The 25250-nt window shown below is 69.9% G+C and carries 23 protein-coding genes; 10 read left to right on the top strand and 13 right to left on the bottom strand.

Annotated elements, in window-relative coordinates:
* Positions 1-2: 2 nt before the first annotated feature.
* The gene (locus AB0N27_RS05295) at positions 3-1265 is read right to left on the bottom strand and encodes an extracellular solute-binding protein (RefSeq protein WP_364363439.1); all 1263 of its coding nucleotides are present in this window, start codon (positions 1263-1265) and stop codon (positions 3-5) included.
* A 146-nt stretch (positions 1266-1411) separates the two neighbouring features.
* On the opposite strand from AB0N27_RS05295, the gene AB0N27_RS05290 reads away from it, so the two are divergent.
* A complete protein-coding gene (locus AB0N27_RS05290; protein ID WP_364363436.1) occupies positions 1412-2182 on the top strand; it encodes a FadR/GntR family transcriptional regulator in 771 nt (256 codons plus the stop codon).
* Between the two features lie 74 nt (positions 2183-2256).
* Here the strand turns inward: AB0N27_RS05290 and AB0N27_RS05285 are convergent, their stop codons facing one another.
* The gene (locus tag AB0N27_RS05285; RefSeq protein WP_364363433.1) at positions 2257-3645 is read right to left on the bottom strand and encodes an RICIN domain-containing protein; all 1389 of its coding nucleotides are present in this window, start codon (positions 3643-3645) and stop codon (positions 2257-2259) included.
* A 339-nt stretch (positions 3646-3984) separates the two neighbouring features.
* Between AB0N27_RS05285 and AB0N27_RS05280 the strand changes: the two genes are divergently transcribed.
* Positions 3985-4320 (top strand): L-rhamnose mutarotase, encoded by a 336-nt coding sequence (locus AB0N27_RS05280; RefSeq protein ID WP_364363430.1) that lies wholly within the window; start codon positions 3985-3987, stop codon positions 4318-4320.
* A 13-nt stretch (positions 4321-4333) separates the two neighbouring features.
* On the opposite strand, the gene AB0N27_RS05275 is transcribed toward AB0N27_RS05280, so the two are convergent.
* The 3 genes from AB0N27_RS05275 to AB0N27_RS05265 all read right to left on the bottom strand — a co-directional run bounded on the left by AB0N27_RS05275 (position 4334) and on the right by AB0N27_RS05265 (position 5562).
* Positions 4334-4498, bottom strand: a complete 165-nt coding sequence (locus AB0N27_RS05275) for a hypothetical protein (RefSeq protein WP_364363427.1) — start codon at positions 4496-4498, stop codon at positions 4334-4336.
* On the bottom strand, positions 4495-4962 hold the full coding sequence (locus tag AB0N27_RS05270) for a VOC family protein (RefSeq protein ID WP_364363424.1): 468 nt from the start codon (positions 4960-4962) through the stop codon (positions 4495-4497). The genes AB0N27_RS05275 and AB0N27_RS05270 overlap by 4 nt, the downstream gene beginning before the upstream one ends.
* A 108-nt stretch (positions 4963-5070) precedes the next feature.
* Positions 5071-5562 (bottom strand): MarR family winged helix-turn-helix transcriptional regulator, encoded by a 492-nt coding sequence (locus tag AB0N27_RS05265; RefSeq protein WP_364363421.1) that lies wholly within the window; start codon positions 5560-5562, stop codon positions 5071-5073.
* 198 nt (positions 5563-5760) lie between these two features.
* On the opposite strand from AB0N27_RS05265, the gene AB0N27_RS05260 reads away from it, so the two are divergent.
* The 3 genes from AB0N27_RS05260 to AB0N27_RS05250 are packed head-to-tail and all read left to right on the top strand — an operon-like array spanning position 5761 to position 7974.
* The gene (locus AB0N27_RS05260) at positions 5761-6213 is read left to right on the top strand and encodes a hypothetical protein (RefSeq protein WP_364363418.1); all 453 of its coding nucleotides are present in this window, start codon (positions 5761-5763) and stop codon (positions 6211-6213) included.
* The gene (locus AB0N27_RS05255) at positions 6206-7237 is read left to right on the top strand and encodes an LLM class flavin-dependent oxidoreductase (RefSeq protein WP_364363415.1); all 1032 of its coding nucleotides are present in this window, start codon (positions 6206-6208) and stop codon (positions 7235-7237) included. The genes AB0N27_RS05260 and AB0N27_RS05255 overlap by 8 nt, the downstream gene beginning before the upstream one ends.
* Before the next feature lie 32 nt (positions 7238-7269).
* Positions 7270-7974, top strand: coding sequence for an NAD(P)-binding domain-containing protein (locus AB0N27_RS05250; protein ID WP_364363413.1), 705 nt, complete (start codon positions 7270-7272; stop codon positions 7972-7974).
* Positions 7975-8074: 100 nt separating this feature from the next.
* Here AB0N27_RS05250 and AB0N27_RS05245 read toward each other — a convergent pair whose 3' ends face one another.
* Positions 8075-8893 carry an SAM-dependent methyltransferase gene (locus AB0N27_RS05245; RefSeq protein WP_364363410.1) on the bottom strand — a complete coding sequence of 273 codons (819 nt, stop codon included), beginning with the start codon at positions 8891-8893 and terminating at the stop codon, positions 8075-8077.
* A gap of 83 nt (positions 8894-8976) precedes the next feature.
* Positions 8977-9975: a PaaX family transcriptional regulator C-terminal domain-containing protein gene (locus AB0N27_RS05240; protein ID WP_364363408.1), complete on the bottom strand. Its 999-nt coding sequence runs from the start codon at positions 9973-9975 to the stop codon at positions 8977-8979.
* 260 nt (positions 9976-10235) lie between these two features.
* Here AB0N27_RS05240 and AB0N27_RS05235 point away from each other — a divergent pair, with 260 nt between their 5' ends.
* Entirely contained in the window at positions 10236-11594 is a 1359-nt protein-coding gene (locus AB0N27_RS05235) for a PHB depolymerase family esterase (protein ID WP_364363405.1), read from the top strand.
* 115 nt (positions 11595-11709) lie between these two features.
* On the opposite strand, the gene AB0N27_RS05230 is transcribed toward AB0N27_RS05235, so the two are convergent.
* The gene (locus AB0N27_RS05230) at positions 11710-12324 is read right to left on the bottom strand and encodes a dihydrofolate reductase family protein (RefSeq protein ID WP_364363402.1); all 615 of its coding nucleotides are present in this window, start codon (positions 12322-12324) and stop codon (positions 11710-11712) included.
* Between the two features lie 133 nt (positions 12325-12457).
* On the opposite strand from AB0N27_RS05230, the gene AB0N27_RS05225 reads away from it, so the two are divergent.
* The 3 genes from AB0N27_RS05225 (at position 12458) to AB0N27_RS05215 (ending at position 15791) form a co-directional block, all read left to right on the top strand.
* On the top strand, positions 12458-13822 hold the full coding sequence (locus tag AB0N27_RS05225) for a pyridoxal-dependent decarboxylase (RefSeq protein ID WP_364363399.1): 1365 nt from the start codon (positions 12458-12460) through the stop codon (positions 13820-13822).
* A 196-nt stretch (positions 13823-14018) separates the two neighbouring features.
* On the top strand, positions 14019-14423 hold the full coding sequence (sodN, locus tag AB0N27_RS05220; protein ID WP_364363396.1) for a superoxide dismutase, Ni: 405 nt from the start codon (positions 14019-14021) through the stop codon (positions 14421-14423).
* Between the two features lie 60 nt (positions 14424-14483).
* Positions 14484-15791, top strand: a complete 1308-nt coding sequence (locus tag AB0N27_RS05215; RefSeq protein WP_364363393.1) for a radical SAM protein — start codon at positions 14484-14486, stop codon at positions 15789-15791.
* A gap of 81 nt (positions 15792-15872) precedes the next feature.
* Here the strand turns inward: AB0N27_RS05215 and AB0N27_RS05210 are convergent, their stop codons facing one another.
* The 4 genes from AB0N27_RS05210 to AB0N27_RS05195 all read right to left on the bottom strand — a co-directional run bounded on the left by AB0N27_RS05210 (position 15873) and on the right by AB0N27_RS05195 (position 23052).
* Positions 15873-16766, bottom strand: coding sequence for an SGNH/GDSL hydrolase family protein (locus AB0N27_RS05210; RefSeq protein WP_364363390.1), 894 nt, complete (start codon positions 16764-16766; stop codon positions 15873-15875).
* A gap of 206 nt (positions 16767-16972) precedes the next feature.
* On the bottom strand, positions 16973-18676 hold the full coding sequence (locus AB0N27_RS05205) for a cellulose binding domain-containing protein (RefSeq protein WP_364363388.1): 1704 nt from the start codon (positions 18674-18676) through the stop codon (positions 16973-16975).
* A gap of 305 nt (positions 18677-18981) precedes the next feature.
* On the bottom strand, positions 18982-21981 hold the full coding sequence (locus AB0N27_RS05200) for a glycoside hydrolase family 95 protein (protein ID WP_364363385.1): 3000 nt from the start codon (positions 21979-21981) through the stop codon (positions 18982-18984).
* A gap of 381 nt (positions 21982-22362) precedes the next feature.
* Positions 22363-23052 carry a type 1 glutamine amidotransferase domain-containing protein gene (locus tag AB0N27_RS05195; RefSeq protein WP_364363382.1) on the bottom strand — a complete coding sequence of 230 codons (690 nt, stop codon included), beginning with the start codon at positions 23050-23052 and terminating at the stop codon, positions 22363-22365.
* A gap of 116 nt (positions 23053-23168) precedes the next feature.
* Between AB0N27_RS05195 and bla the strand changes: the two genes are divergently transcribed.
* Positions 23169-24110, top strand: coding sequence for a class A beta-lactamase (gene bla, locus AB0N27_RS05190; RefSeq protein WP_364363379.1), 942 nt, complete (start codon positions 23169-23171; stop codon positions 24108-24110).
* Positions 24111-24164: 54 nt separating this feature from the next.
* Here the strand turns inward: bla and AB0N27_RS05185 are convergent, their stop codons facing one another.
* Complete coding sequence (locus AB0N27_RS05185) at positions 24165-25103, bottom strand: beta-ketoacyl-ACP synthase III (protein WP_364363376.1); 939 nt, start codon at positions 25101-25103, stop codon at positions 24165-24167.
* Positions 25104-25250 lie beyond the last annotated feature (147 nt).

Genomic DNA, 25250 nt, shown 5'->3' with positions numbered 1-25250 from the left:
GCTCAGCCCGCCTGGTCGGAAGCGGCCAACTGCTTCACCACCTCGTCGACGGTGATCGAGCCGCTGAGCAGCTGCTGGGAGAGGCGTCCCATCAGGTCGAGCGTCTTCGAGGAGAGCGCCACGTGCAGGGCGGGCTTACCGCTCTTGAGTTCGCCGACGATAGTGGCGGCGGCCGGGCCGGCCTGCGACACGTCGACTGTGGTGTCGGCGACGATCGCGCCCGCGCCGGAGTAGAAGGCGTTGAGCGCCTCGGTCGACGTCAGGGAACGCACCAGGTCGGCGGCCACCTTCGGGTCCTTCGTCCACTTCGCCACCGCGTAGCCGATGCCCCCGTCGTACGGGAGGCTCGGCGTGGTGCCGGCGGTGACGATCGGCGGCTTCATGACGCCCAGCTTCTCCGGGGTCAGGAACTCGTTGAAGTCCTGCCAGTGCCCGACGTCCGACATGAGGCCCATGACGTGGGCGGCCTTGCCGGACTGGAAGAACGCGAAGGAGTCGTTGAACATGGCCGTCGAGTTGGCCCCGTCGCTGTTCATCTTCCGGTCGCCGGCCTCCTTCCAGAGCTGGAAGATCCGCTTCACGTTCGCCGAGTTCCAGTCGCGCTTACCGGCGATCCAGGCGTCGTACTCCTGGGCGGTGAGGGTGGTCGAGCCGAGGCTGGAGAGCCAGAACTGGATGCCGAAGCCCTCCTTGTTGCCGAGGGCGAAGCACTTGGCGCCGGCCTTGGCGACGGCGGCGCAGTCGGCGACGAACCTGTCCCACGTGGTCGCCGGGCTCGCCGGGTCGAGACCGGCCTTCTCGTAGATCCCCTTGTTGTAGTAGATGGGATAGCCCTGCAGCGTCACCGGGCCGCCGTAGATCTTGCCGTCCTTGGTGAACGCGTCCCAGCCGGCCAGGCGCTGCTTGTCCTCGGCCACGTAGTCGGTGAGCGGTACGAGCGCGTCCACCCGGTCGCGGATCTGGCCGCCGCCGTTGAACATCATGACGTCCGGGCCCTTGCCGGACTGGATGGCCGCGCCGAGCAACGTGTAGTACTGGTCGAAGGGCTGCGCGACGAACTCGACAGTGACGTCCGGGTGCTTCTTCTTGAAGTCCGCCTTCGCCTTGTCCAGATAGGATTTGGCGAATGCCTCACCGGACTTGAAGTCCCACACCACCAGCTTGCCGTCCGAACTGGTGGACTTTCCCGAATCGCTGGCACTTCCACAGCCGGCCAAGGCCAGGCTCACAACGAGGACGGCCGACCACATTGCTCGCTGTCTCATCAGTTGTCACCTCTGAAAGTGGGGTGGCCGGCGGGCGTCCCGCGAGCCAATATTGACGGGAAGGTAACTCGTATGACGTGTGACGTCAATAGTCGGCCGTACACTGAGCCGGACGTCGTGCCACGGCGAGCAGTTCGGAGGGGGACATGACGCCACCGCAGGAGACAGCCCTGAACAACTCGGCGACCCCGGCGTGGGTTCATCGACCGGCCAACCTCGCCAGGGCGGTCACCGCCGAACTGGTGGAGCGCATCGTCCGCGGCGTGCACCCGTCCGGGACGTCGCTACCTCCCGAGCCGATCCTCTGCGAGACCTTCTCGGTCAGCCGCACCGTCGTCCGGGAGGCGGTGAAGATCCTTCAGGAGAAGGGGCTGGTCCAGGTCCGCCAGGGCGCCGGCACCATGGTCACCCCCGAGTCGGACTGGCACATGCTCGACGAGCTGGTCCTGGCGGCCACCATCGCCGTGGACGACAGCCTCGCCATCCTCGACGACCTCGTCGTCACCCGGCGGGTGCTGGAGTCCGACATGGCGAACGTCGCCGCCCGGCTCGCCGACGCGGAGACCGTCGAGCGGCTACGCGCCCAGGTGGACCGGATGGACGAACTCGTCGACGACCAGGTCACCTACCACGAGCACGACAGGGCCTTCCACGACACGATCATGCAGGCGTCGGGCAACCGCATCGCCCGCGGCGTCGTACGGGCTCTGGAGAGCCAGGTCATCAACACCGCCCGCTACATGGGGCGGACCGAACGGTCCCTGTGCGTGGCCTCCAACAAGGGGCATCGGCGCATCTACGAGCGCATCGCCGCACAGGATCCGGACGGCGCCGCCGAGGCGATGTTCACCCACATCACCGAGGCGTGGCTGGTCCGCCGCAGCGGTTCGGGCAAGCCGGTCCGCCTCCAGCGCTGACCGTCGCGGACGGTACGGCGGCGCCCGCCCCCCGGCACACGGGAGCGGACGCCGCCGCCTGACGCCGACCGACGTCACGAGAACTGCGAGAAGAACCTCCAGATCTCACCCTTGGTCCAGGTCGTGATGCCGCTCTCGGCGTACGTCCCGTCCACAGGTCCGGGCATGTGGCCGTTGTCGTACGCGGCCCACTGCACGGGATAACCCGACCGGCAGCCGGAGTAGGTGGTCGTGATGTGCGTCCGGCTGCCCGCCGCCGGCTCGGGCGGGTTCTGGGCGGTGCAACCGTTGTTCCGGACGAACGTGTCGCGCAGCGCCCGCCCCTGGGAGATGTTCAGGACGTTGTCCGAGATGCCGTGCAGCCCGAAGTAGGCGATGGGCTGCGTACCGCCGCTGCACCCGCTGATCTGCGCGCCGGAGATGACCGCGACGGCCCGGAACACGGTGGCCCGCGCGCAGGCCACGGCGTAGCTCATGCCGCCACCCCAGCTGAAGCCGAGGGCGAACCGCTGCCGCGGGTTGACACACAGGCCGCTCTCGATCCGGCTGATCATGTCGTCGACGAAGGTGATGTCCTCGCCGCCGGCGTTGCCCCAGCCGTTGCCGAATCCCTGCGGCGCGACCAGGATCGCGCTGTTGTTCGACTGCTCCTGCTGCCCGTAGTAGGACCACGCGGCCCCGCTGGTGCCGCCGGAGGAGATGTCCTGCATGGTGCCGCCCCGCCAGTGGAACGCGAAGATCAGCCGGTACGGGTTGCTGTTGTTGTAGTTCGCGGGCACCCGCAGGATGAACGTCCGGCTCTTGCCGTTGCTCTGGATCGTGTGCGTGCCGCTGGCCAGCGTCGGCGCCTTGCCGCACCCGCTGCCACCCGACGGCGGCGGCGGTTCGGTGCTGCCGGTCGGGACGAGCTGCCACTGTTGGTTGGCGCCGTTCCAGTCGGAGTACTGCACGACGTTCGCTCCGTCGGCTGTGGAGGCGCCCTGCACCTCCACAGCCTTGCCGCTGTGCCTGCTGATGAGCCGGACGTAGCCGCCGTCCGAGTCGGCCAGCCGGAACTGCTGGTTCGTGCCGTTGAGGTCGGACCACTGCACGATGGCGCCGCCGTCGGCTGTGGAGAAGTTGGACACGTCGAGGACCTTGCCCGAGTGCCGGGACTTCAGCCGGTAGTAGCCGCCTCCCGAGTCCACGAACTGCCACTGCTGGTTCGCGCCGTTGTTGCGCGTCCACTGCGTGATCCGCGCGCCGTCGTTGGTGGCCGAGCCGTACAGGTCCAACGCCTTGCCGCTGTTGCGGTTCACCAGGACGTACGAGGCGTTGGTGTCCACGGTCGCCGCCGCCGCGGGCGCCGCGTCGACCGCGACGAGCGTGCCGGCGGTCAGGACCGCGGCGGCCGCCGCGGCCGACGCCGACCGCCAGCGACGTCTCGGTGGAGAGGCGGGACGAGCCTCACCGATGGCCTTCATGGTCACTCCTTCGGTAGGGGTCACCCACGGGCGAGACGCACGCGCGTGCCCTGGCGTGTGTGCCGGCGTCCGATGGTGGCGTCAGCACGGTGGGGGGTGTGGTGCGGGCGGGATGCGGCCGGCCCGGTGTAACGCTGCGGCGCATCCGGGCCCCCGGCGGCCCACGCGACCCGCGAGTCAGAAGTTAGCGCTCACAACGTCATACGTCAAACGATTGCCATCGATATGCCGCGCGCGTCTCGACGGCCATCGGACGGGTCGGTATGGTCGCGGCGTCCGGCAGGGACGGGTGCGCCCAGGCGCGCGCGACGCCTCTGTCCACTATCGCGGAGGCGTGAGATGCGACGACACGCAATGGTCATCCGGCTCCGGCCGGAGCACCGGGAGACCTACCTTCGGCTGCACGCCGCCGTCTGGCCCGCCGTCGAGGAGACCCTGCGGCAGGCGAACATGCGCAACTTCAGCATCTTCCTGCACGACGACCTGCTGTTCGGCTACTACGAGTACGTGGGCGACGACCACGCCGCCGACCAGGCGCGGATCGCCGCCGACCCGCAGACGCAGGAGTGGTGGAAGTTGACCGAGCCGTGCCAGGAGTCGCTGGCCCCGGAGGGAAGCGACGACTGGTGGGTTCCGGTGCCGGAGGTGTGGCACCTCGCCGACAAGGACGGCTGACCGCCGGCCCGGATCACTCGGGCGGCTTCGCCCCCGACTGCTCGCTCACCATGTACGCCGCGTACCAGTCGGGCCAGTTGTCGTCGGTCGTACCGGTGCGCTTCTCGTGCTCGCCGTGGGCGGCGGCCGCGCGCCGCAGCGCGCCCGCCAGGTCGCTGTCCGAGGTGTACGACGTCACGCCCCCCTCGATCCGTCCGGGGAGCCGGTTGGTGATCTCCTGCACGAGCCAGGTGTTGCCGTCCGGTCACGGAACGTGGCGCGGGAGAAGTAGCTGCGACGCTCGGGATCCGGCCCGTCGACCGGCCCGTCCGGGCCGACGTGGAAGACGCCGCCGACCTCGACGCCGACGGCGAGCAGGGCGTCGCGGGTCGCCTCGACGTCGGACACGACCAGGTACGCCGTTGCCGAGCCGGGCGTCGCCGACGTGAGCTGCGACCCGAACTGCACCGAACACGCGGAGCCGTGCGGCGTGAACTGGACGATGCCGGGGGGCGTCTTGTCGAGGCGCCACCCGAGGCTCTCGTAGAACCGCTTCGCCCTGTCGACGTCCGACACGGGGATGACGACCACCTCGACCTTCACGTCGAGGGTCTCGATACGCGACATCGCGCTCGCGTCGCCCGGCGTGGCCTTCGGGCTCATCGCGGCCTCCTGGTGTGGGTGCGGGAGTCACGGCCGACGATCACCACGCTACTGGCCGCACCCCTGCCGCGGTGCGCGTTCACCGCATCACCGCCGACGTCGTAGCCGTCAGTCCTCGCCCCATGCGCCGAGGTGGGCGCGCAGCGCCGCGGCGATCTCGCCGGCCGCGCGGAGCTGATCCGGCGTCAGGGCGTCGACGAACAACTCCCGGATGGCGCGCAGGTGCGGGAAGGTGGAGTTCCGGAAGGCGTCCGCTCCGGCCGGGGTGAGGAGCACCTCCGACCCACGGGGAACGGTGGGGCAGTCCTGGCGGCGGATGAGCCCCCGGCGCTCCATCCGAGCCAGGTGGTGGGAGAGCCGGCTGCGCTCCCAGCCGATGTGGGCCGCCAGCGCGGAGGAACGCATCTGCCGGTCCTGCGCCTCACTGAGGGCGAGCAGCACCACGTAGTCCCCCGGCGAGAGCGCGGAGTCGGCCTGGAGGCGGGTGCTGACCTGGGAACTCAGGGCCTCGGTCGTCTCGATGAAGTCCCGCCAGATCCGTAGCTCGTCCGCGGTCGGCAGCTGGCGTCCCCTCCGCCGCTCGGGTGTGGCGCTGGTCATGTCAGTCTCCATGGAATTGACGTGTCAATCGGCAGGTTAGCATCATTGACACGTCAACAGGGAAGGCCGCTTCCCGCGGGTCACCGGCGGGAGCGCCGAGGAGGAGACAATGACGGCTCAACGCTTCGAACTGGGGCTGAACTCGTTCGGGGAGGTGGCCACCGACGGCGACCGGACCCTGACCCCGGACTGCCGCTCATGCTCGCGATCATCGGCGGACGGCCACAGCGGTTCGCCGGCCATGTCGACCTCTACCTCCAGGCACTCAAGCAGGTCGGGAACCCCGTACAGCCGATCGGGCAGCACTCACTCGGCCTTGTCGCGGACACCGACGAGGAGGCGGTGGAAACATGGTGGCGGTACTGGCAGCCGACAGTGGAGCGGCTCGCCAAGGAGCGCGGCTTCCACAAACCGGACCGCGCACGCTACGAGGCCGAAATCGACAACGGAGCGTTGTTCGTCGGGTCCCCGGAGACGGTCGCCCAGAAGATCGCCACCATGGCCCGTGATCTGCGACTGAGTCGATTCGACCTCAAATACGACATCATGCACCTGCCTCCCGAGGCACGCGCGCGCACCATCGAGCTGCTGGGCAGCAAGGTCGCGCCGCGGGTCCGGGAGCTGTTGGCGAAGGAGCCCACCCATGTCTGACCTCGTGTTCGGCCTCGACACCTTCGGCGACGTACCGCAGGACGACAACGGTAGGCCGGTTTCCCACGCCGCGGCGATCCGTCAGGTCGTCGACGAGGCGGTGCTGGCCGACGACCTCGGCGTCGACGTGATCGCCCTCGGCGAGCACCACCGGCCGGAGTACTCGGTGTCGACGCCGGAGACCGTGCTGGCGGGCATCGCCTCGCGTACCTCGCGGATCCGGCTCTCGTCCGGCGTGACGGTGCTCAGCTCCGACGACCCGGTCCGGGTGTTCCAACGCTTCGCCACAGTCGACGCGCTGTCCAACGGCCGGGCCGAGGTGATCCTCGGTCGCGGCTCATTCACCGAGTCGTTCCCCCTGTTCGGCTACGACCTGGCGGACTACGACACGCTGTTCGAGGAGAAGATCGAGCTGTTCGCGAAGCTCCTCGACGAGAAGCCGGTCACCTGGAGCGGCACTCTCCGTGCGCCCCTCAAGGACGCCGACGTCTTCCCGAAGACCGAATCGGGGCACCTCACCACCTGGGTGGGTGTCGGCGGCTCGCCGCAGTCCGTCGTCCGCACCGCGCAGTACGGCTTCCCGCTCATGCTGGCCATCATCGGCGGCGCTCCGGAGCGGTTCGCGCCCTACATCGACCTGTACCGGCGGGCGGCCGACCAGCTCGGCACCACCGCGCACCCGGTCGGGATGCACTCACCCGGCTTCATCGCCGACACCGACGAGGAGGCCAGAGAGGTGTTCTGGCCGCACTACCGGGTCATGCGGAACCGGATCGGCGCGTTGCGGGGCTGGCCACCGATCCGTCGTGAGGAGTTCGACTCCGAGGTGGAGCACGGCTCGCTGTACATCGGTTCACCGGAGACGGTGGCCCGCCGGATGGCCCGCGCCATCGGCAGCCTCGGCGTCGGCCGGTTCGACCTCATCTACACGGCGGGAGCCCAGCCGGTGAGCGCCCGGATGCGTGCCGTGGAGCTCTACGGCTCCCGGGTGATCCCCATGGTCCGCGACATCCTGGCCGGCTGAACCACCGCACCGGCACCCTGAAGGGGAAAGACATGAACGCCAACGATCGGCCACAGACCCTCGCCGTCCTCGGGGCCGGCAAGGTGGGTACCGTCCTGGCCCGGCTCGCGCTCGCCGCAGGCTACCGGGTGCTCGTCGCCGGCTCCGGCGACCCGGCGAAGATCGCCCTCACCATCGAGGTGCTCACCCCCGGGGCGACCGCTACGACATCGGCCGACGCCGTGGCCGACGCCGATGTCGTCATCCTCGCCCTGCCGCTGGGCAAGTACCGGGCGATCCCCGCCGAGGCGCTGCGCGGCAAGCTCGTCGTCGACGCGATGAACTACTGGTGGGAGGTCGACGGCATCCGCGACGACCTGACCGATCCGCGCACGTCGTCGAGTGAGATCGTCCAGGCGTTCCTGGCCGGCGCGCGGGTCGTCAAGGCGTTCAACCACATGGGCTACCACGATCTCGAGGACGAGGCGCGGCCGGCCGGAGCCGCCGGCCGCAAGGCCATCGCGATCGCCGGGGACGACCCCGCTGATCTCGCCGCCGTGGCGTCCCTCGTCGACGCGCTCGGCTTCGACCCGGTCGTCGCCGGTGCTCTCGCCGACGGGGTACGGCTAGAACCGGGCAGCGAGTTGTTCGGAGCGAACGTGAGCGCCGCCGAGGTGTGCGCCATGCTCGACCGGTTTCCCGAGTCGGAACGCGGGCGGGTCATCGCCTCCGCGCGCGGCTCCGACCTGCCCGGGTGACGGACACCGCCGGAACAGGGGCGGTGCGAGCGCGACGGGTCAGCCGCCGGAGCCCTCCTGCGCGCGGTCGACAGCTGGAGCGCGTATCGGTTGCGGCCCGTCACCTGACCCGGGCGACGGCGCCGTTGAACGACACGTCCCGCACGGACGGCCGCGGCTGGGGCGCGTCGTCGGCACGCCACCGCGACACCGAGACGATGCCGGGCTCGACGAGCTCCAACCCGTCGAGAAGGCCCGCGAACTGCTCGGAGGTGCGGGCCTGGAACCGGCCGTCCTGGTTGTTCGCCTCCAGTTTCGCGGTCACCTCGGGCGGCAGATATTCCCAGGTCACGTGCGAGGCGACGACATAGCTGCCGGACGGAAGCGCGGCGACGAGGCGGTCGAGGATGCTCCTGGGGCCCTCGTCGTCGCGGATGAAGTGCAGGATGGCCACCAGCATCAACGCGACAGGCCGGGTGAGGTCCAACGTGGCGCGCAGATCCGGATGGGCGAGGATCCGTTCGGGGTCACGCAGGTCGGCGTCGAGGTAGGTCGTGCGGCCCTCGGGCGTGCTGTTGAGCAGCGCACGGGCGTGGGCGAGGACGATCGGGTCGTTGTCGACGTAGACGACCCGCGCCGTCGGGTCGATCGCCTGGGCGACCTCGTGCGTGTTGTCGGCGGTCGGGATGCCCGTCCCGATGTCGAGGAACTGGCTGACACCCTGCTGCGCCAGGAACCGCACCGTACGGTGCAGGAACATCCGGTTCTCCACGGCGGCGAGCCGGATGGTGGGCATGGCGGCCGCGAGGGCGTCGCCGGACTGCCGGTCGGCGGCGAAGTTGTCCTTGCCACCGAGCAGGTAGTTGTACCTGCGGGCGGGGTGCGCGACAGTGGTGTCGATCCGGTCTGTCGCCGAAAGCTCTCCGCTGCGGAACGTCACCCCGGGCCTCCCATCGCCACCTCGTCTCCACAAGGTACACAGCGCACCACCGACGCGATGCCCTGTCGACGGCCCGCTGATAGTCAACCGGCCGTCCCGTCCCGGCAGCCATGTCCCGGGTTCTCGTCGCCGCGTACTCCCGTCACGAGGTCCGTGGTGGTGTGCGCCCGGACGCCCGGCTCCGCGCCGTCGGTGAACCGCGCGACCACCGCTCGGACGTGCCGCTCGGCCGGCTCGGCGAGGCCGTCGTAGACGGCCGCGAACAGCTCCCGGGCCGGCCGACGGGGCCATCTCGCCGGAAGGAGTTCCAGCGGCAACTGCGGGTCGAGGATGGGAAAGCGCCGGAAGGTGTCCATGACCTCGGTACGCGCCCGCACCGCGGCGGCGCCGTCGACCCGCCCCGACCGTACGAGTGGGAGCAGGGGCGTCCACCGCCGCAGGAACACCTCGTAGTGTCCGCTGATCGCCTCGATGTCCCAGGCCTCGATGGGCACGCGTTGGCTTGTCGTGTCGAGCGCGGACTGTCGGCCGCGGAACACGGTGACCCGGCCCGCCGACAGCTGACCGAGCAGTTCCCGCGCCGGAGGGGTCAGCTCGTACGGCGAGATCCACAGTCCGTCGTACAGCGGCGCGTACCCGAGCCACCGGAGCTGGCCACGCAGTGCCCGCCGCTGCGCGCCGTGGTCCTGTGGCAGCGAGAAGGCGACAGTCGTCCAGCACCCGTCCCACGGCGTCGTCGCGGCGGTGGAGGTCAGGATCCACTGTGCCCCGGCGGACAGGTTGGCGGCGGCGGCACGACTGAGCCGGTACGAGCTGCGCCTGCCGTGCCGGCTGCCCTCCAGCACACCCCGACGGGAGAGCCGGCTGATCGCGGTCCGCGCGCCAGCGGTGGTCACCCCCGACTCGGCGAGCAACGCGACGATCGCTGCGGACGGGAGCGCGGCGCGGGTCCGCACCGTGTAGTCGGCGAGCAGGGTCACCGCGACGCCCTGGGGCGAGTTGCCGGCCTGGCGCCGGGGCAGCCGGAGCGAGTGCTCCCCGTCGTCCGGATATATCTCCTCGATGTCGAACGGGCTCGCCACAGGCCCTCCGGGCTCGACTCGGGGACGTTGTCCCGACTCTAAACCGAACGTCGGCGGACCCGCCCACCCTCTTGATCGAGGCGTATCGATTGACACTTATCCGTCCTGAGGGAACACTATCTGCTACGCGATCCCGTACGGAGCCGGCAGGGCATGCACACGTACGAGGCAATGCGCGATCACGCGGGCGGCCGGGCACACCCGCGACCGGAACGCGCGGCCAGTCCCAGCCCGCACAGGTGATCGAAGGAGTCGTTCCCGTGACAATCAGAAGGAAACTGCTACTACTGGGCCTCGCCGTGTCGCTGGTGGCCGCCGGCCTGATGGTTCCCACCATCCGGCCCGCGTACGCCGCGTCGCTGGTCGAGGTCACCAGCTTCGGCGACAACCCGGGCCGGATGCGCATGCACGTCTACGTGCCGGACACCCGTCCGGCCCGGCCGGCGGTCGTGGTGGCCATGCACGGCTGCGGCGGGTCCGGCCCCGGCTTCTACTCCGGCAGCGAGTTCGCCGCACAGGCCGACAGGTACGGATTCATCGTGATCTACCCGAGCGCGACCCAGCAGGCCGGGTTCGGCAACTGCTTCGACACCTGGTCGGACGCCGCCAAGCGTCGCGGCGGCGGCAGCGACCCGGTGTCGATCATCTCCATGATCCGGTACGCGCAGCAGCAGTACGGCGCCGACGCCGACCGGGTCTACGCCACCGGCAGCTCGTCCGGCGGCATGATGACCAACCACATGCTTGCCCTGTACCCCGACGTGTTCAAGGCCGGCGCCGCGTTCATGGGAGTGCCCTTCAACTGCTTCGCCAACGCGGCGGACTACCCGCCCGGCAGCAGCCAGTGCACCGGCGGCAGCATGAACCGCACCCCGCAGCAGTGGGGTGACGCGGTCCGCCAGGCCTACCCCGGCTACACCGGCCCCCGCCCACGGGTGCAGTTGTGGCACGGCACCAGCGACACGCTCGTGCCGTACTCGCTCCTTCAGGAGACCATCGAGCAGTGGACGAACGTGTTCGGGCTCAGCCAGACACCTACCTCCACCGACACGCCGCAGGTCAACTGGAACCGGCGCAGGTACGCCGACTCCAGCGGCACCGTCCAGGTCGAGGCGTACAGCATCCAGGGTGCCGGGCACAGCCTGCCGGCCAGCGGCATGGCCGCAGCGGCCGTCGCGTTCTTCGGCCTGTCCGCCCCGCCCACGACGCCGCCGCCCACGACGACGCCCCCGCCAACGACGCCGCCGCCCACCACGCCGCCGCCCACGACGCCCCCGCCCACGACGCCCCCGCCGGGTTCCGGCGCCTGTCGGGTGAGTGTCGCCATCAACGCCTGGAACACCGGGCTCACCGAGAACATCACCATCACCAACACCGGCACGAGTGCCGTCAACGGCTGGTCCCTGGTGTTCACCCTGCCCGGCGGGCAGAGCGTCACCTCCGGCTGGAACGCCACCTACTCCCCCACCTCCGGGCAGGTGACGGCCCGCAACGTCGCCTACAACGGCGGCATCCCGCCGAACGGGTCGGTCACCATCGGCTTCCAGGCCACGCACACCGGCAACACCGCCGGGCCGGGTTCGTTCACCCTCAACGGCGCGGCCTGCACGATCGCCTGACAACGGCGAGCGTCGGACAGCTCCGACCGGCCCCGTCGCGCACAGCGGCGGGGCCGGTTCGAACCGTCACCGTCCAGTGGGGCCCGGCGGGCCGGGACGGGCGACGGCGACGACGTCAGTTTCCTGCCGGCACCTGGTCCTTGACCTCGTCGTAGCCGACGGCGCCGGGCGCCGCGGTCGGCGCGTAGATCACGCGGATCACGCCCGTCGGGAACACCTCGGTCGCCGTCACCTTCAGGTGGTACGGCGTCTCGCCGTCGTCGAACAACCTGCGGCCCTTGCGCGCGGCGACCGGATGCACCAGCAGGCGCAACTCGTCGACCAGTCCAGCGGCGAGAAGCTGCTGCACCACCGAGATCGACCCGGGAATCAGGACACCCTTGCTGCCGGCGTCGGCCCGCAACGCGGCCACGACGTCGACGAGGTCACCAGCCAGCAGTTCCGAGTTGCGCCAGGAGAACGTCAGCGGCTGGCGGGAGACGACAATCTTGCGTACGTCGCCGAGCTGCTTGGCGAACGACGCGTCCTCCCCGCCGGCGGCCTCCCGGTCCGGCCAGGCGCCGGCGAAGCTGTCGTACGTCTCGCGGCCGATGAGCAGGACGTCGGCGGCGTCGTAGTCCTCGCCGACCGCGCGGCCCATGTTGTCGTCGAAGTACGGGAAGTGCCAGTCGGGGTCGATCTCGGCCACACCGTCGGCCGAGATGAACAGCGTGGAGATGACCTTCGCCATCGCGGTGCCCCCTTCGAATCGGGTGATGTCATCAGGTGAACCGCCACAGCATCGCAAAATCCTCGCCCGGCCACGGACACCTCGCCGCGACAGTGGTCGTCGACCGGTTCCCGACCGGGGATAGGGTGCGTCGATGGAGGACCTGACCCAGCTGTTCCGCCTGGCCGCCGACCACGCCGCCGACTACCGACTGTCGCTGCCGGACCGGCCCGTCGCGCCGCCCGACCAGGCCGGGCTGGCACGGGCGTTCTCCGGTCCGCTGCCCGCCGCACCGACCCCGGCGCAGCGGGTGGTGACGGACCTGCTCGCCGCGGCCGAGCCCGGCCTGGTCGCCAGCGCCGGCCCGCGCTACTTCGGTTTCGTGGTGGGTGGTGCGCTACCGGCGGCGACCGCCGCCGACATGCTCGCCGTCGGCTGGGACCAGCTCGCCTTCAACGCCGTCACCTCGCCGGCCGCCATCGCGGCCGAGGCCACCGCCGGAGCGTGGCTGAAGGAACTGCTGACCATCCCGACGACCGCGTCGGTCGGCTTCGTCACCGGCGGACAGGCCGCCAACACCGCAGGGCTCGCCGCCGCCCGGCACCAGGTGCTGGCCGACGCGGGCTGGGACGTCGAACGACGCGGGTTGATCGGCGCGCCGCCGGTCCGGGTGGTCGCCGGAGCGGAGCGACACGCCACCATCGACAGGTCGCTGCGCCTGCTCGGCCTCGGGTTGGACGCCGTGCGGCCGGTGCCGGCCGGCCCGAACGGCGCGATCGACCCCGGGGCACTGGGCGACGTCCTGCGGGCCGGCCCCGTGGGCCCCACCATCGTGTGCCTCCAGGCCGGAAACGTGAACACCGGCGCCTGCGACGAGTTGCGGGAAGCCTGCGAGCTGGCACACCGGCACGGCGCCTGGGTGCACATCGACGGCGCCTTCGGCCTGTGGGCCGCGGCGAGTCCCGCCACCCGTCACCTCGTGGACGGGCTGGAGCTGGCCGACTCGTGGGCCTGCGACGGCCACAAGTGGCTCAACCTGCCGTACGACACCGCCTTCGCCTTCTGCGCCCGGCCCGACTCGCACGCGGCGGCGATGTCCTTGAGCGCCGCGTACCTCGTCGGTTCCGGTGGCGTGCCGGCGGGCGCGGAGCTCACCGCCGAGTCCTCCCGCCGCGCCAGGGGGTTCGCGGTCTGGGCCGGCCTGCGCGAGCTGGGGCGCGACGGGCTCGCGGCCCTGGTGGACCGCTGCTGCGCCCTGGCCCGCCGGTTCGCCGAGGGTCTGACCGCGGCCGGGTTCGAGGTGGTCAACGAGGTGGTCCTCAACCAGGTGCTTGTCGACTTCGGTGACGACGCGCGGACCGACCGGGTGGTGGCCGCGGTGCAGGCGGACGGGACCTGCTGGGCTGGCGGTACGACGTGGCGGGGCCGGCGACTCATGCGCATCTCGGTGTCGAACGCCACCACCACGGAGGCGGACGTGGACCTGTCGGTCGCGGCGATCACCCGCCTCGCCGCGTGACGTCGACCTGGAACCAGGCGCTCCGCGTCACGTCGGTCACGGCGACGATTCTCACACGCGGTTCCCCCAGGTACGGCCGGAGCAGGAGCGCACAATCGGTGTACGGCGGGCCGACGACGACGGAGGTTGACATGAAGCGCGGTTGAGGTCTTAACCTCCGCCGTGGATCACGTTGCTCGCCGTTGGAGGGATTCCGATGCATCTGCCCCGCCTGTTCAGCCCGCGCACCGTCGTGAGCGCACACTGTGACCTCCCGTGCGGCGTCTACGACCCGGCCCAGGCCCGTATCGAGGCCGAGTCGATCAAGGCAATCGCGGAGAAGTACCAGGCCAGCGACGACCCGGAGTTCCGCACCCGGTCGCTGATCATCAAGGAGCAGCGGGCCGAGCTGGTCAAGCACCACCTCTGGGTGCTGTGGACCGACTACTTCAAGGCACCGCACTTCGAGAAGTACCCGCACCTGCACGGTCTCTTCAACGAGGCCACCAAGCTCGCCGGCGCCGGCGGCGCGAAGGGGGCTGCGGACCCGGCCGTCGCGGAGCAGTTGCTCGCGAAGATCGACGAGATCTCGAAGATCTTCTGGGAGACCAAGCAGAGCTGAACCGTCGAAACCGGGTGGCCGCGCGCCACCCGGTCCGGCACCCCGATCGGAGGGACCCGCATGACGTCGCGTACCGACCTCGTCGAAGAACTGATGAGCCGATTCCCGCAGGTGCCCCGCGAGGCGGTCATCAAAGAGGACCTGCTGCGTGGCGGCCTCGCCTTCGACGACGCGGCGTTGACCGACAACGAGAACGGCGACGTCAAGCCGAAGTCGTACTTCATCTTCTCCTTCGACCACCGGACGCTTCCGGAACTGGGGACCGCCGCGCTGCGCCGGCCGCCCGAGGAGATCGTTCTCACCGGTGGGCCGTACGAGCTGCGCCGGACCGTCGTCTCGGTCCGGACCAATCCCGGGTCTCCGTACCGCGTCCGCACCGACAGTGACGGGCGGCTGCGGCTGTTCCTGGACGGACAGCCGATTGCCGACGTCGGACTACCGCCGATGCCGAACTACTACCGGCACACCCTCGCCAACGGGAAGTCGGTGATGGAGGTCGCCCCGACCATCCAGTGGGGCTACCTCATCTACCTGACCGCGTTCCGGGTCTGCCAGTACTTCGGGGCGAAGGAGGAGTGCCAGTACTGCGACATCAACCACAACTGGCGGCAGCACAAGCAGGCGGGTCGTCCCTACACCGGCGTCAAGCCCGTCGACGAGGTGCTGGAGGCCCTGGAGATCATCGACCGGTACGACACCGAGCGGGTCTCGCAGGCGTACACCCTCACCGGCGGCAGCATCACCTCGCACGTCGGCGGGCTGGCCGAGGCGGACTTCTACGGCCAGTACGCGCAGGCGATCGAGGAACGGTTCCCAGGGCGGTGGATCGGCAAGGTCGTGGCACAGGCACTCCCCCGAGCCGACGTGCAACGGTTCCACGACTACGGGATCCGCATCTACCACCCCAACTACGAGGTGTGGGACAAGCGGTTGTTCGAGTTGTACTGCCCGGGCAAGGAGCGGTACGTCGGCCGGGAGGAGTGGCATCGCCGGATCCTCGACTCCGCGGAGGTGTTCGGCCCGCGCAACGTGATCCCGAATTTCGTGGCGGGCGTCGAGATGGCCGCCCCGCACGGCTTCACGAGCGTCGAGGAGGCGATCGACTCCACGGCCGAAGGGCTGGAGTACTTCATGTCGCGCGGGATCACGCCCCGGTTCACCACCTGGTGCCCGGAGCCCACCACGCCGCTCGGACGGGCCAACCCCGAGGGCGCGCCGCTGGAATACCACGTCCGCCTGCTGGAGGTCTACCGGGCGACGATGGACGCCCACGGCCTCTCCAGCCCTCCCGGTTACGGGCCGGCCGGTGCGGGTCGGGCCGTCTTCTCGGTCAGCTCGTTCATGGACAGCCTGCCCGCACCCACCTGATCGCCCGAACCAGCGCCGACGCGGCCGAGCCGGCCCGCCTTCGCGAAAAAGGGGGGCCGGCTCGGGCGATCGCGTGTCCGGTCAGCTGTTGAGACGGGCGAGCAGCGCGGTGGCCATGCCCTGCTCACCACGGGCGTTCGGGTGGAACGGGGCGGCCGCGTTCTGCGGCACGAGTCCCTCGACCCACCGGGTGCCGCTGCTCTTGCACGCGTCGCGGCCGATCGACGGGGTGTAGACGTCGGCGTAGGTGGCGCCGTTCGCGGCCGCGGTGTTGGCAAGCATCGCGTTTAGCGACTTCTCGACGGCACGCAGGTACGGCACGTCCTGGTAGGCGATCGGGACGACGGGCCAGCAGCCGTACCCGCTGTCCGGCACGATCGCCGGGTAGCCGAGCACCACGACCCGCGCGCCCGGCGCGGCCCGGCGGATCCCCTGGAGCACACTCGTCACCTTCGGCGCCGTGGCGGTGATCCGGGCCTGCAACTGGTCGACGCCTCCGGCCGTGTAGCGGTCCTTGCACGGCTGCCCGAGCGGGCTGCTGAGGCTGGCCTCCGCGCAGTCGCCGATGATGCCGGCGAAGCCGATGTCGTTGCCGCCGATCTGCACGGTGACCAGGGCGGTGTTCGACGTGACCGCGCTGAGCTGCGGCGGCAGCGTGATGCCCAACTGGCCGGTGCCGCCGTAGAGGATGTCGTCCGTGGTGGCGCCGGAGCAGCTCACGTCGGCGAACGACGAGGTGCCGGCGGACGTGGCCACCAGCGACGGGTAGTTGCGGTTGGACCGCAGGCAGTTCAGGTCGGTCTGGGTGGGAACCAGCGGGGCAGAGGTGTACGAGTCACCCAGAGCGACGTAGCGGCCGGTGGGCACGGCGGCGCTCGCGGGTGTGGCGACGGTGAGCAGCACGCCGGCGGTGGCCGTGGCGAGGGCGGCCAGGCGTGCGGCTGCGCGCAGGAACGGAAGGCGGGGACGGGTCATGACGCCTCACAGACGGATCACGGTGGGGGTGGTGCCAAGATCCTGTCGCCGCCGACGGCTCACGTCAATATCGACGATCCTCACTAAATATCGCTGTGGAGTGTGGGACGGAGAGGTGCCGCTCCCGCCCCGGCGGGACCACGATCGGGGCGTGCGGGTGCGGACGATCCGCCACACCCGCACTCCCGGCCGGCCCGGCGTGTCCGTCAGAGGGTGAACACCACAGTGGAGATGCTGCGCGGGCCGACGTTGACGGTGGCCTGCCCTCCGTTCACGCTCGTCGGCTGGCTTGCCGCGTTGGCGTTCTGGGAGGTGAGGTAGTGCTCCGCCCGGGTGACGTTCTGCGGCGCCTGGATCACCGCGTTGTTGACCGCGCTGTTCGACCGGTTGAGGATCACCAGGGTGATCTTCCCGTCGCCCTGGTAGGCGGTCACCTCCAGGGGTGAGGCCTTGGAACTCTTCGTCAGGGCGACCCGCTGGTAGCCGGGGCGGACGAACTTGGCGTACTGCGAGAAGGCGTACCCGCGCTTGAGCGGGGCGCCGGCCGTGGTGCCGTACGCCGCCTCACCGTCGCCGATGAAGGAGTAGTACCGCTTGCCGTACCACCAGATGTAGGCGCTCCAGTTCGACTCCATCGACTTGTGCACTGTCCGCATGATGTCGTCGAGCGTCTCGTTCCAGACGGCGAGGTTGCTGGGGTTGCCCCAGATGTTCGAGCCGCTGCCGTCGGACTCGTGGTAGTTCCACTCGGTCATCCACACCGGCTTGTTGTACTGCTCGGCCAGGGAGTACGGCCTCAGCCGACCCGAGTCCTCGGTGCCGTACAGGTGGCCGCCGATATAGCCGATGTTGTTCCGGGCGGTGGTGTCGTTCAGGGTCGGATCGGTGAAGCCGTAGTTCATGTTCACCGCCTCGGCGACCATCAGCCTGGTGTTCTGCACCCTCGCGCCCTGGTCACGGACGAAGTTGCGGAGTTCGGTGCCGCTCCAGTCCATCGAGTCGTAGTCCGGGTGCCAGTCCGGCTCGTTCTGCACCGAGGTGACGTCGATGGCCACACCCTGGTTACGCATGTACTGGACGTAGCTGTTCAGGTGGTTGGCGTAGTCGTCGTAGTAGTCGGTCTTCAGCTTGCCGCCGTTGGTCCGGCTGTTGTTCGTCTTCCACGCGGCCGGCGCCGTCCAGGGCGACGCGAGGATCTTCACCCCCGAGCCCGACGTCTTCGCCGTCTTCAGGGCGTTCACCTGGGTCGGCCACTCACTGGAGACCGGTGAGAGGCCGGTCCGCACGATGGACAGACCGAGCTGGTTGGCGCCCATCCCGACAAGCGTCTGTGTCTCGGCAGTCGACCAGGTGCCACCCCAGATCGGCGTCGCGGCCCCGAACCCGTCGACCGTCTGGTACCTGGTGGCGCTGTTCACGGTGATGTCCGCAGGGCCGTTCGGGGGCGGGGTGGTCGGGGGCGGGGTGGTCGGGGGTGGGGTGGTCGGTCCGGTGTCTCCGGTGCAGGCCACCCCGTTCAGCGCGAGGCTGGTCGGAGCGGGGTTGCTGCCGGTCCACGAGCCGTTGAAGCCGAAGGAGGCTGTCCCGTTGGTCGCGATGGCCCCGTTGTAGTCGACGTTCCGAGCGGTGACCGCGGCGCCGCTCTGGGTCAACGACGTGTTCCACGCCTGCTGGACGGACTGACCGGCGCTGTAGGACCAGGTCAGGGTCCAGCCACTGACGGGATCGCCGAGATTGGTGATCGTGACGTTGGCGCCGAAGCCGCCCTGCCACTGGGACGACACGCTGTAGTCCACCGAGCATCCGGCGGCTGCGGCACCCGCTGGCACCGCCATGGCGACAGCCGTCGAGGCCAGCAGAACGGCACCGGCCGACACCGCTGCGAGGTTTGCCCCTCTGGATTTCCTCATAGAGCATTCTCCTGAGCTGGGGTGACGCAGCCTTTTTCACACGCGTCACGCACGAGAATCGGCGTCCGTCCACGACCGGATCGGTGGTGAACGCACCGCTGTTAGCGCTAACAGGTGCGGCCCGATCGCACCCGTACCCGCGTACACAGTTGCCCGATGACACACCGGGCTCCCACAGCGTGCCAACCTCTGCGCCATAGACTCTCACCGATGAGTCCGTCGCCCGTCAAGCGCCACCCGGCCCCGCTCGCGTCCGGATGGGACACGCGCGGGGCCGGGTGGTCGGCAGGTGCGTACGGACGCCGTCAGGCGCCGACCGCGATGGCGAAGATGTGCATGGTCGGCACCCCGGATGCGGGCCGGGCACTGATGTTCGGCAACTCCACCCGGGCCACCGCCTTGTTCTGCAACGTCACGCCGACGTAGTAGATGCAGGCGGCCGTGGCCTGACGCTGGTTGCCGGGCCGGTTCTGGTACGCGGTCACGATGGCCGCCGTACCAGCGGAGTTCGGTCCCCCGTACCAGTCGGGAGAACTCAGGGTGAACGTCTGACGGGTGCCGTCGGCGTAGACCACCGCGGCGGTGCCCGACACCGCGCCGTACGTGCCGGCCAGGAGGAACCCGAGAGTACGACCGGTGCCTGTCACGCTTATCGACTGGCCCGAGGCGATGGCGTTGTCGGCGACTCCGGGGCTGACGTTGGGCCAGCGGAAGGTGACCCCGTCGCGGCTCACCGTGCTGCCCGGGGTGACGCCGGCCTGCGCCAGCGCCTGCGCGGAGAGCGTGGCCCCGTTGCCGTCGAAGTTGCCGACGCCCGTGTTGGTGTCGTTGGTGATGCCCGCGTTGGTGAAGCTCTGCTCCAACGTCGGTGTGGTGGCGCCGGAACTGGTGACCCGGTAGGTGCGTCCGGCCTGCACTGTGACGTCGATCAGGTCGCTCTCGATCCGCGTGGTCCGGGCTGCCGTGCCGTCGGCGGTGTCGACAACCGTGACGGTGCCGGTCAGGATCCGCGACCGGAGGCGAACCGTACCGGCGCGGTCCGGCCGCAGGAGAATCTCGGTGGCCTGTCCGTTGGCCCAGGTGATGCCGACCGTGTGCCCACCCCTGCCGCGCAGGCCGGCCACCCGGCCGCTCGGCCACGCCGGCGGCAGCGCCGGCAGGACGTGCAGCTCACCGGCGTGGCTCTGCAACAGCATCTCCGCGATGCCGGCGGTGGCGCCGAAGTTGCCGTCGATCTGGAACGGCGGGTGCAGGTCGAACATGTTGGGCGCGAGGCGTGCCGCGGTCGCGAGATAGCGGATCAGGTCGTGGGCCCGCTTTCCCTCCTCCATCCGCGCCCAGAAGTTGATTTTCCAGGCCAGTGACCAGCCCGTGCCGTCGTCGCCGCGCAGCTCCAGCGTCCTGCGCGCGGCCTCGAACAACTGTGGCGTACCCCGCTTGGTGATCTGGTTGCTCGGGGCCAGCCCGTACAGGTGGGAGATGTGCCTGTGGTTGCGCTCGGTCTCCACCCAGTCGTAGAGCCATTCCTGGATGTTGCCCCGAGATCCGATCTTCATCGGGGGGAGCCTGTCGCGGGTGGCGCGCGCCTGGGCGCGGAACGTCTCGTCGACGCCGAGGATCTCGCTGGCCCGGGCGCAGCCGTCGAACAGGTCCCGCAGGATCTGGTTGTCCATCGTGGGGCCGGCGCAGACGCTGGCGTCCGTGTGGTGGCTCAGCTCCGGCGAGTTCGACGGGTTGGTCACCAGGTAGCCGAGGGTCGGCTCGGTCACCAGGGTGTTGAGGAAGAACTGCGCGGCACCCTTCATCGCCGGATAGTTCGCCCGCAGGAACTCGATGTCGCCGGTGAACAGGTAGTGGTCCCAGATCAGGGTGCTCAGCCAGGCTCCACCGGTCTGCCACATGCCCCAGAAGGCGCCGTCCACCACCGAGGTGGCCCGCCACGCGTCGGTGTTGTGGTGGGTGACCCAGCCGGCCGCCGCGCCGTACTGCACCTGGGCCGTACGGGTGCCGGCGACCGCGAGGTCCCGGATCATGTCGAACACCGGGGTGTGACACTCCGACAGGTTCGTCGTGTTGGCCAGCCAGTAGTTCATCGGCAGGTTGGCGTTGATCGTGTACTTGGAGTCCCACGACGGGGTCAACGAGTCGTTCCAGATGCCCTGGAGGTTGGCCGGCTGGGTGCCGGGCCGCGACGACGAGATCAACAGGTACCTGCCGAACTGGAACAGCAGCGCGGAGAACTGCGGATCGTTGACGCTGTTGTGCTGGGCGATCCGCACGTCGGTCGGCTGGTCGGCGGCGGAGGTACGGCCCAGGTCCAGGCTGACCCGAGCGAACAGCGCCTGGTAGTCGGCCACGTGCCGGCCGCGCAACTGGTCGTAGCTGCTCGCCCGCGCCGCGGTGAGGCGCCCCCGCGCGAGACCCTGGTAGTCACCCCCGACGTTGCGGTAGTTGACGTAGCTGGAGCCGATGGAGATCAACAAGGTCACGCTTGTGGCGTTGGTGACCCGCAGGGTGCCGCCGGAGCTGGACACGGTGCCGCCGCTGACTGTGGCGTTGGCCAGCGCGAGGAAGCGGACCGATCCGTTGATCCCCTCCTGGTTGCCGGAGACGCCGTCGAGCGAGATGGTGGTGCCGTCCGGGCTGGCGACCGACGTCCGTTGCGGGCTGTCGAAGGTCGCGGTGAACGTGACCGACCCGGCCCGGTCGGCGGTCAGGCGCATTGCGATGACCTGGTCGGGCGCGCTCGCGAACACCTCACGCTGGTAACGCACACCGTTCATCACGTACGTCACCGACGTGGTCGCGGTGGTCAGGTCCAGTTGCCTGTCGTACTGCGAGGCGGAGCCCGAGGTGGGGAAGGTCAGCCGGAGGTTGCCGACGGTCTGGTAGGCCAACTGCCCCACCGGATTGCCGAGCATGTTCTGGTTGATGAGGTTCTGGGCCTGGGTCCACTGGTTCGCGAAGACCAGTCGCCGGATCTCCGCCAGCGCTCCCGCGCCTCTGGTGTTGCTGGGATCGTGCGGGCCGCCGGCCCAGACGGTGTCCTCGTTGAGCTGTAGCCGCTCCGAGTCGACGTTTCCGAACACCATGGCGCCGAGCCGGCCGTTTCCGATCGGTAGCGCCCGGAGCCAGTCGGTGCCGGCCGACTCGTCGTACCAGAGCGCCAGATCCCCGGCCGCCAGCACCGCTGGAGGCGCCGCGGATTCACCTCGGGCCACCGCCGTCCACGGTAGCGGCAGCAGGGCGCCGCCCGCGCCGGCCGCGCCCATCTTCAGGGCCTGCCGTCGGGTCAGGTCTGACATCGATCCTCCAAACGGTGACCGATCCGGCCACCCCGCGCGCGCGACAGGAATGAGAGCCACAGTGGATCCGCTCGGTGGTGCCACAACACGACGTCGCCGTGTGGGGCCCTGGGCAACCCATCGACGGACAAACATACGATGTGTTTCGCGAACGTTACACCGGGGTCGCGAGATAGGCAATGATCGATCGATGTGGACCTTGTCGTCCCCAGCACAGTGACCAGGAAGATTCAGAGGAGATTCGCTGGCGGCCGCAGAGGCGGGCGGGGCCGACACGCATAGCGCCACGCGCATACATCAGATGTCACAGTCGGCGGGTGTAGCGACTCCGTCCGGCGGGACCACTGGTCGTGGCCCCACCGGACGAAGGCGGCGCTGCTGTCAGCCGTTCCGGGCGACCAGGGAGATCAGCTGGTCCGCGGCCGGACCCGACGAGGCCGGATTCTGACCGGTGACGAGCAGACCGTCGGCCACCACGTACGGCTCGAAGTTGCCGGCCTTGGAGAACTCCGCCCCCTTGGCGGTCAACTCACTCTCGACGAGGAAGGGCACGACCTTCGTCAGGCCCATCTCCTCCTCCTCGCTGTCGGTGAAACCGGTGACCCGCCGTCCGGCGACCAGCGGCTCACCACCTGGCGTCGTACAGCGCCGCAACACTCCCGGTGCGTGGCACACAAGCGCGATGGGCTTGCCCGCCGCGACGACCCGCTCGATCAGCTCGACAGATGTGTCGTCCTCGGCGAGATCCCACAGCGGGCCGTGGCCGCCCGGGTAGAAGACGGTGTCGAACTCCTCGACCGACACCGAGTCGAGCCGTACCGTCGAACCGAGCTGGCGTTCCGCCTCGGCGTCCGCCTCGAACCGGCGGGTCTCATCCGTCTGGAAATCCGGCTCCCTGCTCTTCGGGTCCAGGGGCGCCCGCCCACCCTTGGGTGAGGCGAGCGTCACGTCCCATCCGGCGTCCCGAAAGCGGTAGTAGGGCGTCGCCAGCTCCTCCAACCAAAAGCCTGTCTTGTTTCCGGTGTCCCCCAGCTGGTCGTGCGAGGTCAACACCATCAGAACCTTCGTCATGTCCGCTCCCATCAGCAGTCTCACTGACAGGTACCCCGGCTGGCGGGGGCGATACTATGGCCGCCGTCTCCCTGTTCGCGAGCGTCAGCCACCAGCACAAATGGGGGTTTCGGGTCATGTTCCGTTCCCGCCCCGACGCCGGGCCGACAGGACGTCTGACGACGGCGGCCGTCGCGGCGGCGGCAGTGGCCGCCCTGGCCGCGTGCAGCAGCGTCCCCGAGCCGGCCGAGGCACCGGTACGCAACCGTGATGAGGCACCGGCCAGCGCCTCCCCCACCCCCGACCGCAGCCAGGACTTCCCCCGGCTGGAGAAGACGTACGGGGCACGGCTGGGCGTCCACGCCATCGACACAGGCACGGGTCGGACGGTGCGCTACCGCGCCGACGAGCGGTTCGCGTACGCCTCGACGTACAAGGCGCTCGCCGCCGCCGAGGTCCTCGACGCGACCACCGACGCGGAACTGGACAAGGTCGTGCGGTACTCGGCGAGCGACCTGGTGACGCACTCGCCGATCACCGAGCGGCACGTCGCCGACGGGATGACGTTGCGCGCCCTCGCCGACGCCGCAGTCCGGTACAGCGACAACACCGCCGGCAACCTGCTGCTGCGGCACCTCGGTGGACCGAAGCGGTTCGAGGCCGAACTGCGGAAGATCGGTGACACGGTCACCGACGCTTCCCGGTACGAGACAAGCCTCAACGAGGCGACGCCCGGCGACAGGCGGGACACCAGCAGCCCTACGGCACTGGCCGACGACCTGCGGGCGTACGCCGTCGCCGACGCCCTCGAACCCACCGACCGCGACACCCTCATCGGCTGGCTGAGGGGCAACACCACAGGCGGCACCCTGATCCGGGCCGGCGTTCCGGACGGCTGGATCGTCGGTGACAAAACCGGCACCGGCGGGTACGGCACCCGCAACGACATCGCCGTGATCTGGCCGCCGGATCGCGCCCCGATCGTCCTCGTCGTGCTGTCCAGCCGCGACGAGAAGGACGCCACCTCCGACGACGCCCTCATAGCCCTGGCCACCGAAGCGGCGATCGCGCAGCTCTGAGCGTCGCGGCACGGCCCGCGCGCTGCCCCCGGGCGGCGAGCGGAGCCGGGCTGATCAGGGGCAGCGCACCACCTGGCCGGCGTAGGACAGGCCACCGCCGAAGCCGAACAGCAGCACCCAGCCTCCGGAGGGGATCTCACCACGCGCGACCATCTTGGACAGCGCCAGCGGGATGCTTGCCGCCGAGGTGTTGCCCGAGTCGACGACGTCCCTGGCGATCACCGCGTTCTCGGCGCCGATCCGTTGGGCCAGTGGCTCGACGATGCGCAGGTTGGCCTGGTGCGGGACGATCGCCGCCAGTTCCGACGGGTCGATGCCGGCACGCTCGCAGACCGAGATGGCGATGCGCGGAAGGGCGGTCGTCGTCCACCTGAAGACCGTCTGCCCCGCCTGCTGGAACGTGCCGTCGCGTCCCTCGATGCGGACGGCGTCGGACATCTCCGGCACCGAGCCCCACACGACGGGCCCGACCTCCGGCTGCTCGGCGGCGGTGAGGACCGCGGCGCCCGCACCGTCACCGATGAGCACGCAGGTGCTCCGGTCCGACCAGTCCGTCCAGTCGGAGAGTCTCTCCGCGCCGACGACGACGGCCGTGCGCGCCGCTCCCGCGCGGATGGCGTGGTCGGCGGTGGCGAGGGCGTGCGTGAAGCCGGCGCAGGCGACATTGAGATCAAGCGCGGCCGGACTCGGCAGGCCCAGCCGCGCGGCCACCCGGGCGGCGATGTTGGGCGACCGGTCCTCGGCGGTGCAGGTGGCGACCAGGACGTAGTCGACGTCCTCGGCCCGTACGCCGGCGTTCTCCAGAGCGTGCCGGGCCGCCTGGGTCGCCATCAGGTCGACGGACTCGGCCTTGTCGGCGATGTGGCGGGTACGGATCCCCACCCGACTGCGGATCCACTCGTCGCTGGTGTCGACCATGCGCGCCAGGTCGTCGTTCGTGAGCACGGCGGCCGGCTGGTAGTGACCGAGCGCGAGAATGCGTGAGCCACCCATGGGCTGTTGCTCCGATCGTCGGCGCACCGTGCGAGTGGCACGGGGAGAGCGACAGTGCTCCCCGCCCAGGATGCCACCGGTGGACCTGGCGTCCGGCCCGTAACCACATGCTGGACGACAGTCCCACCCGTCCGACCTGACGACCGG

This window comes from Micromonospora sp. NPDC093244 (assembly GCF_040683695.1).
Classification (GTDB): Bacteria; Actinomycetota; Actinomycetes; order Mycobacteriales; family Micromonosporaceae; genus Micromonospora.
Note: the sequence above shows the minus strand (reverse complement) of the source record. Positions and strands in the feature narration are given on the sequence as shown.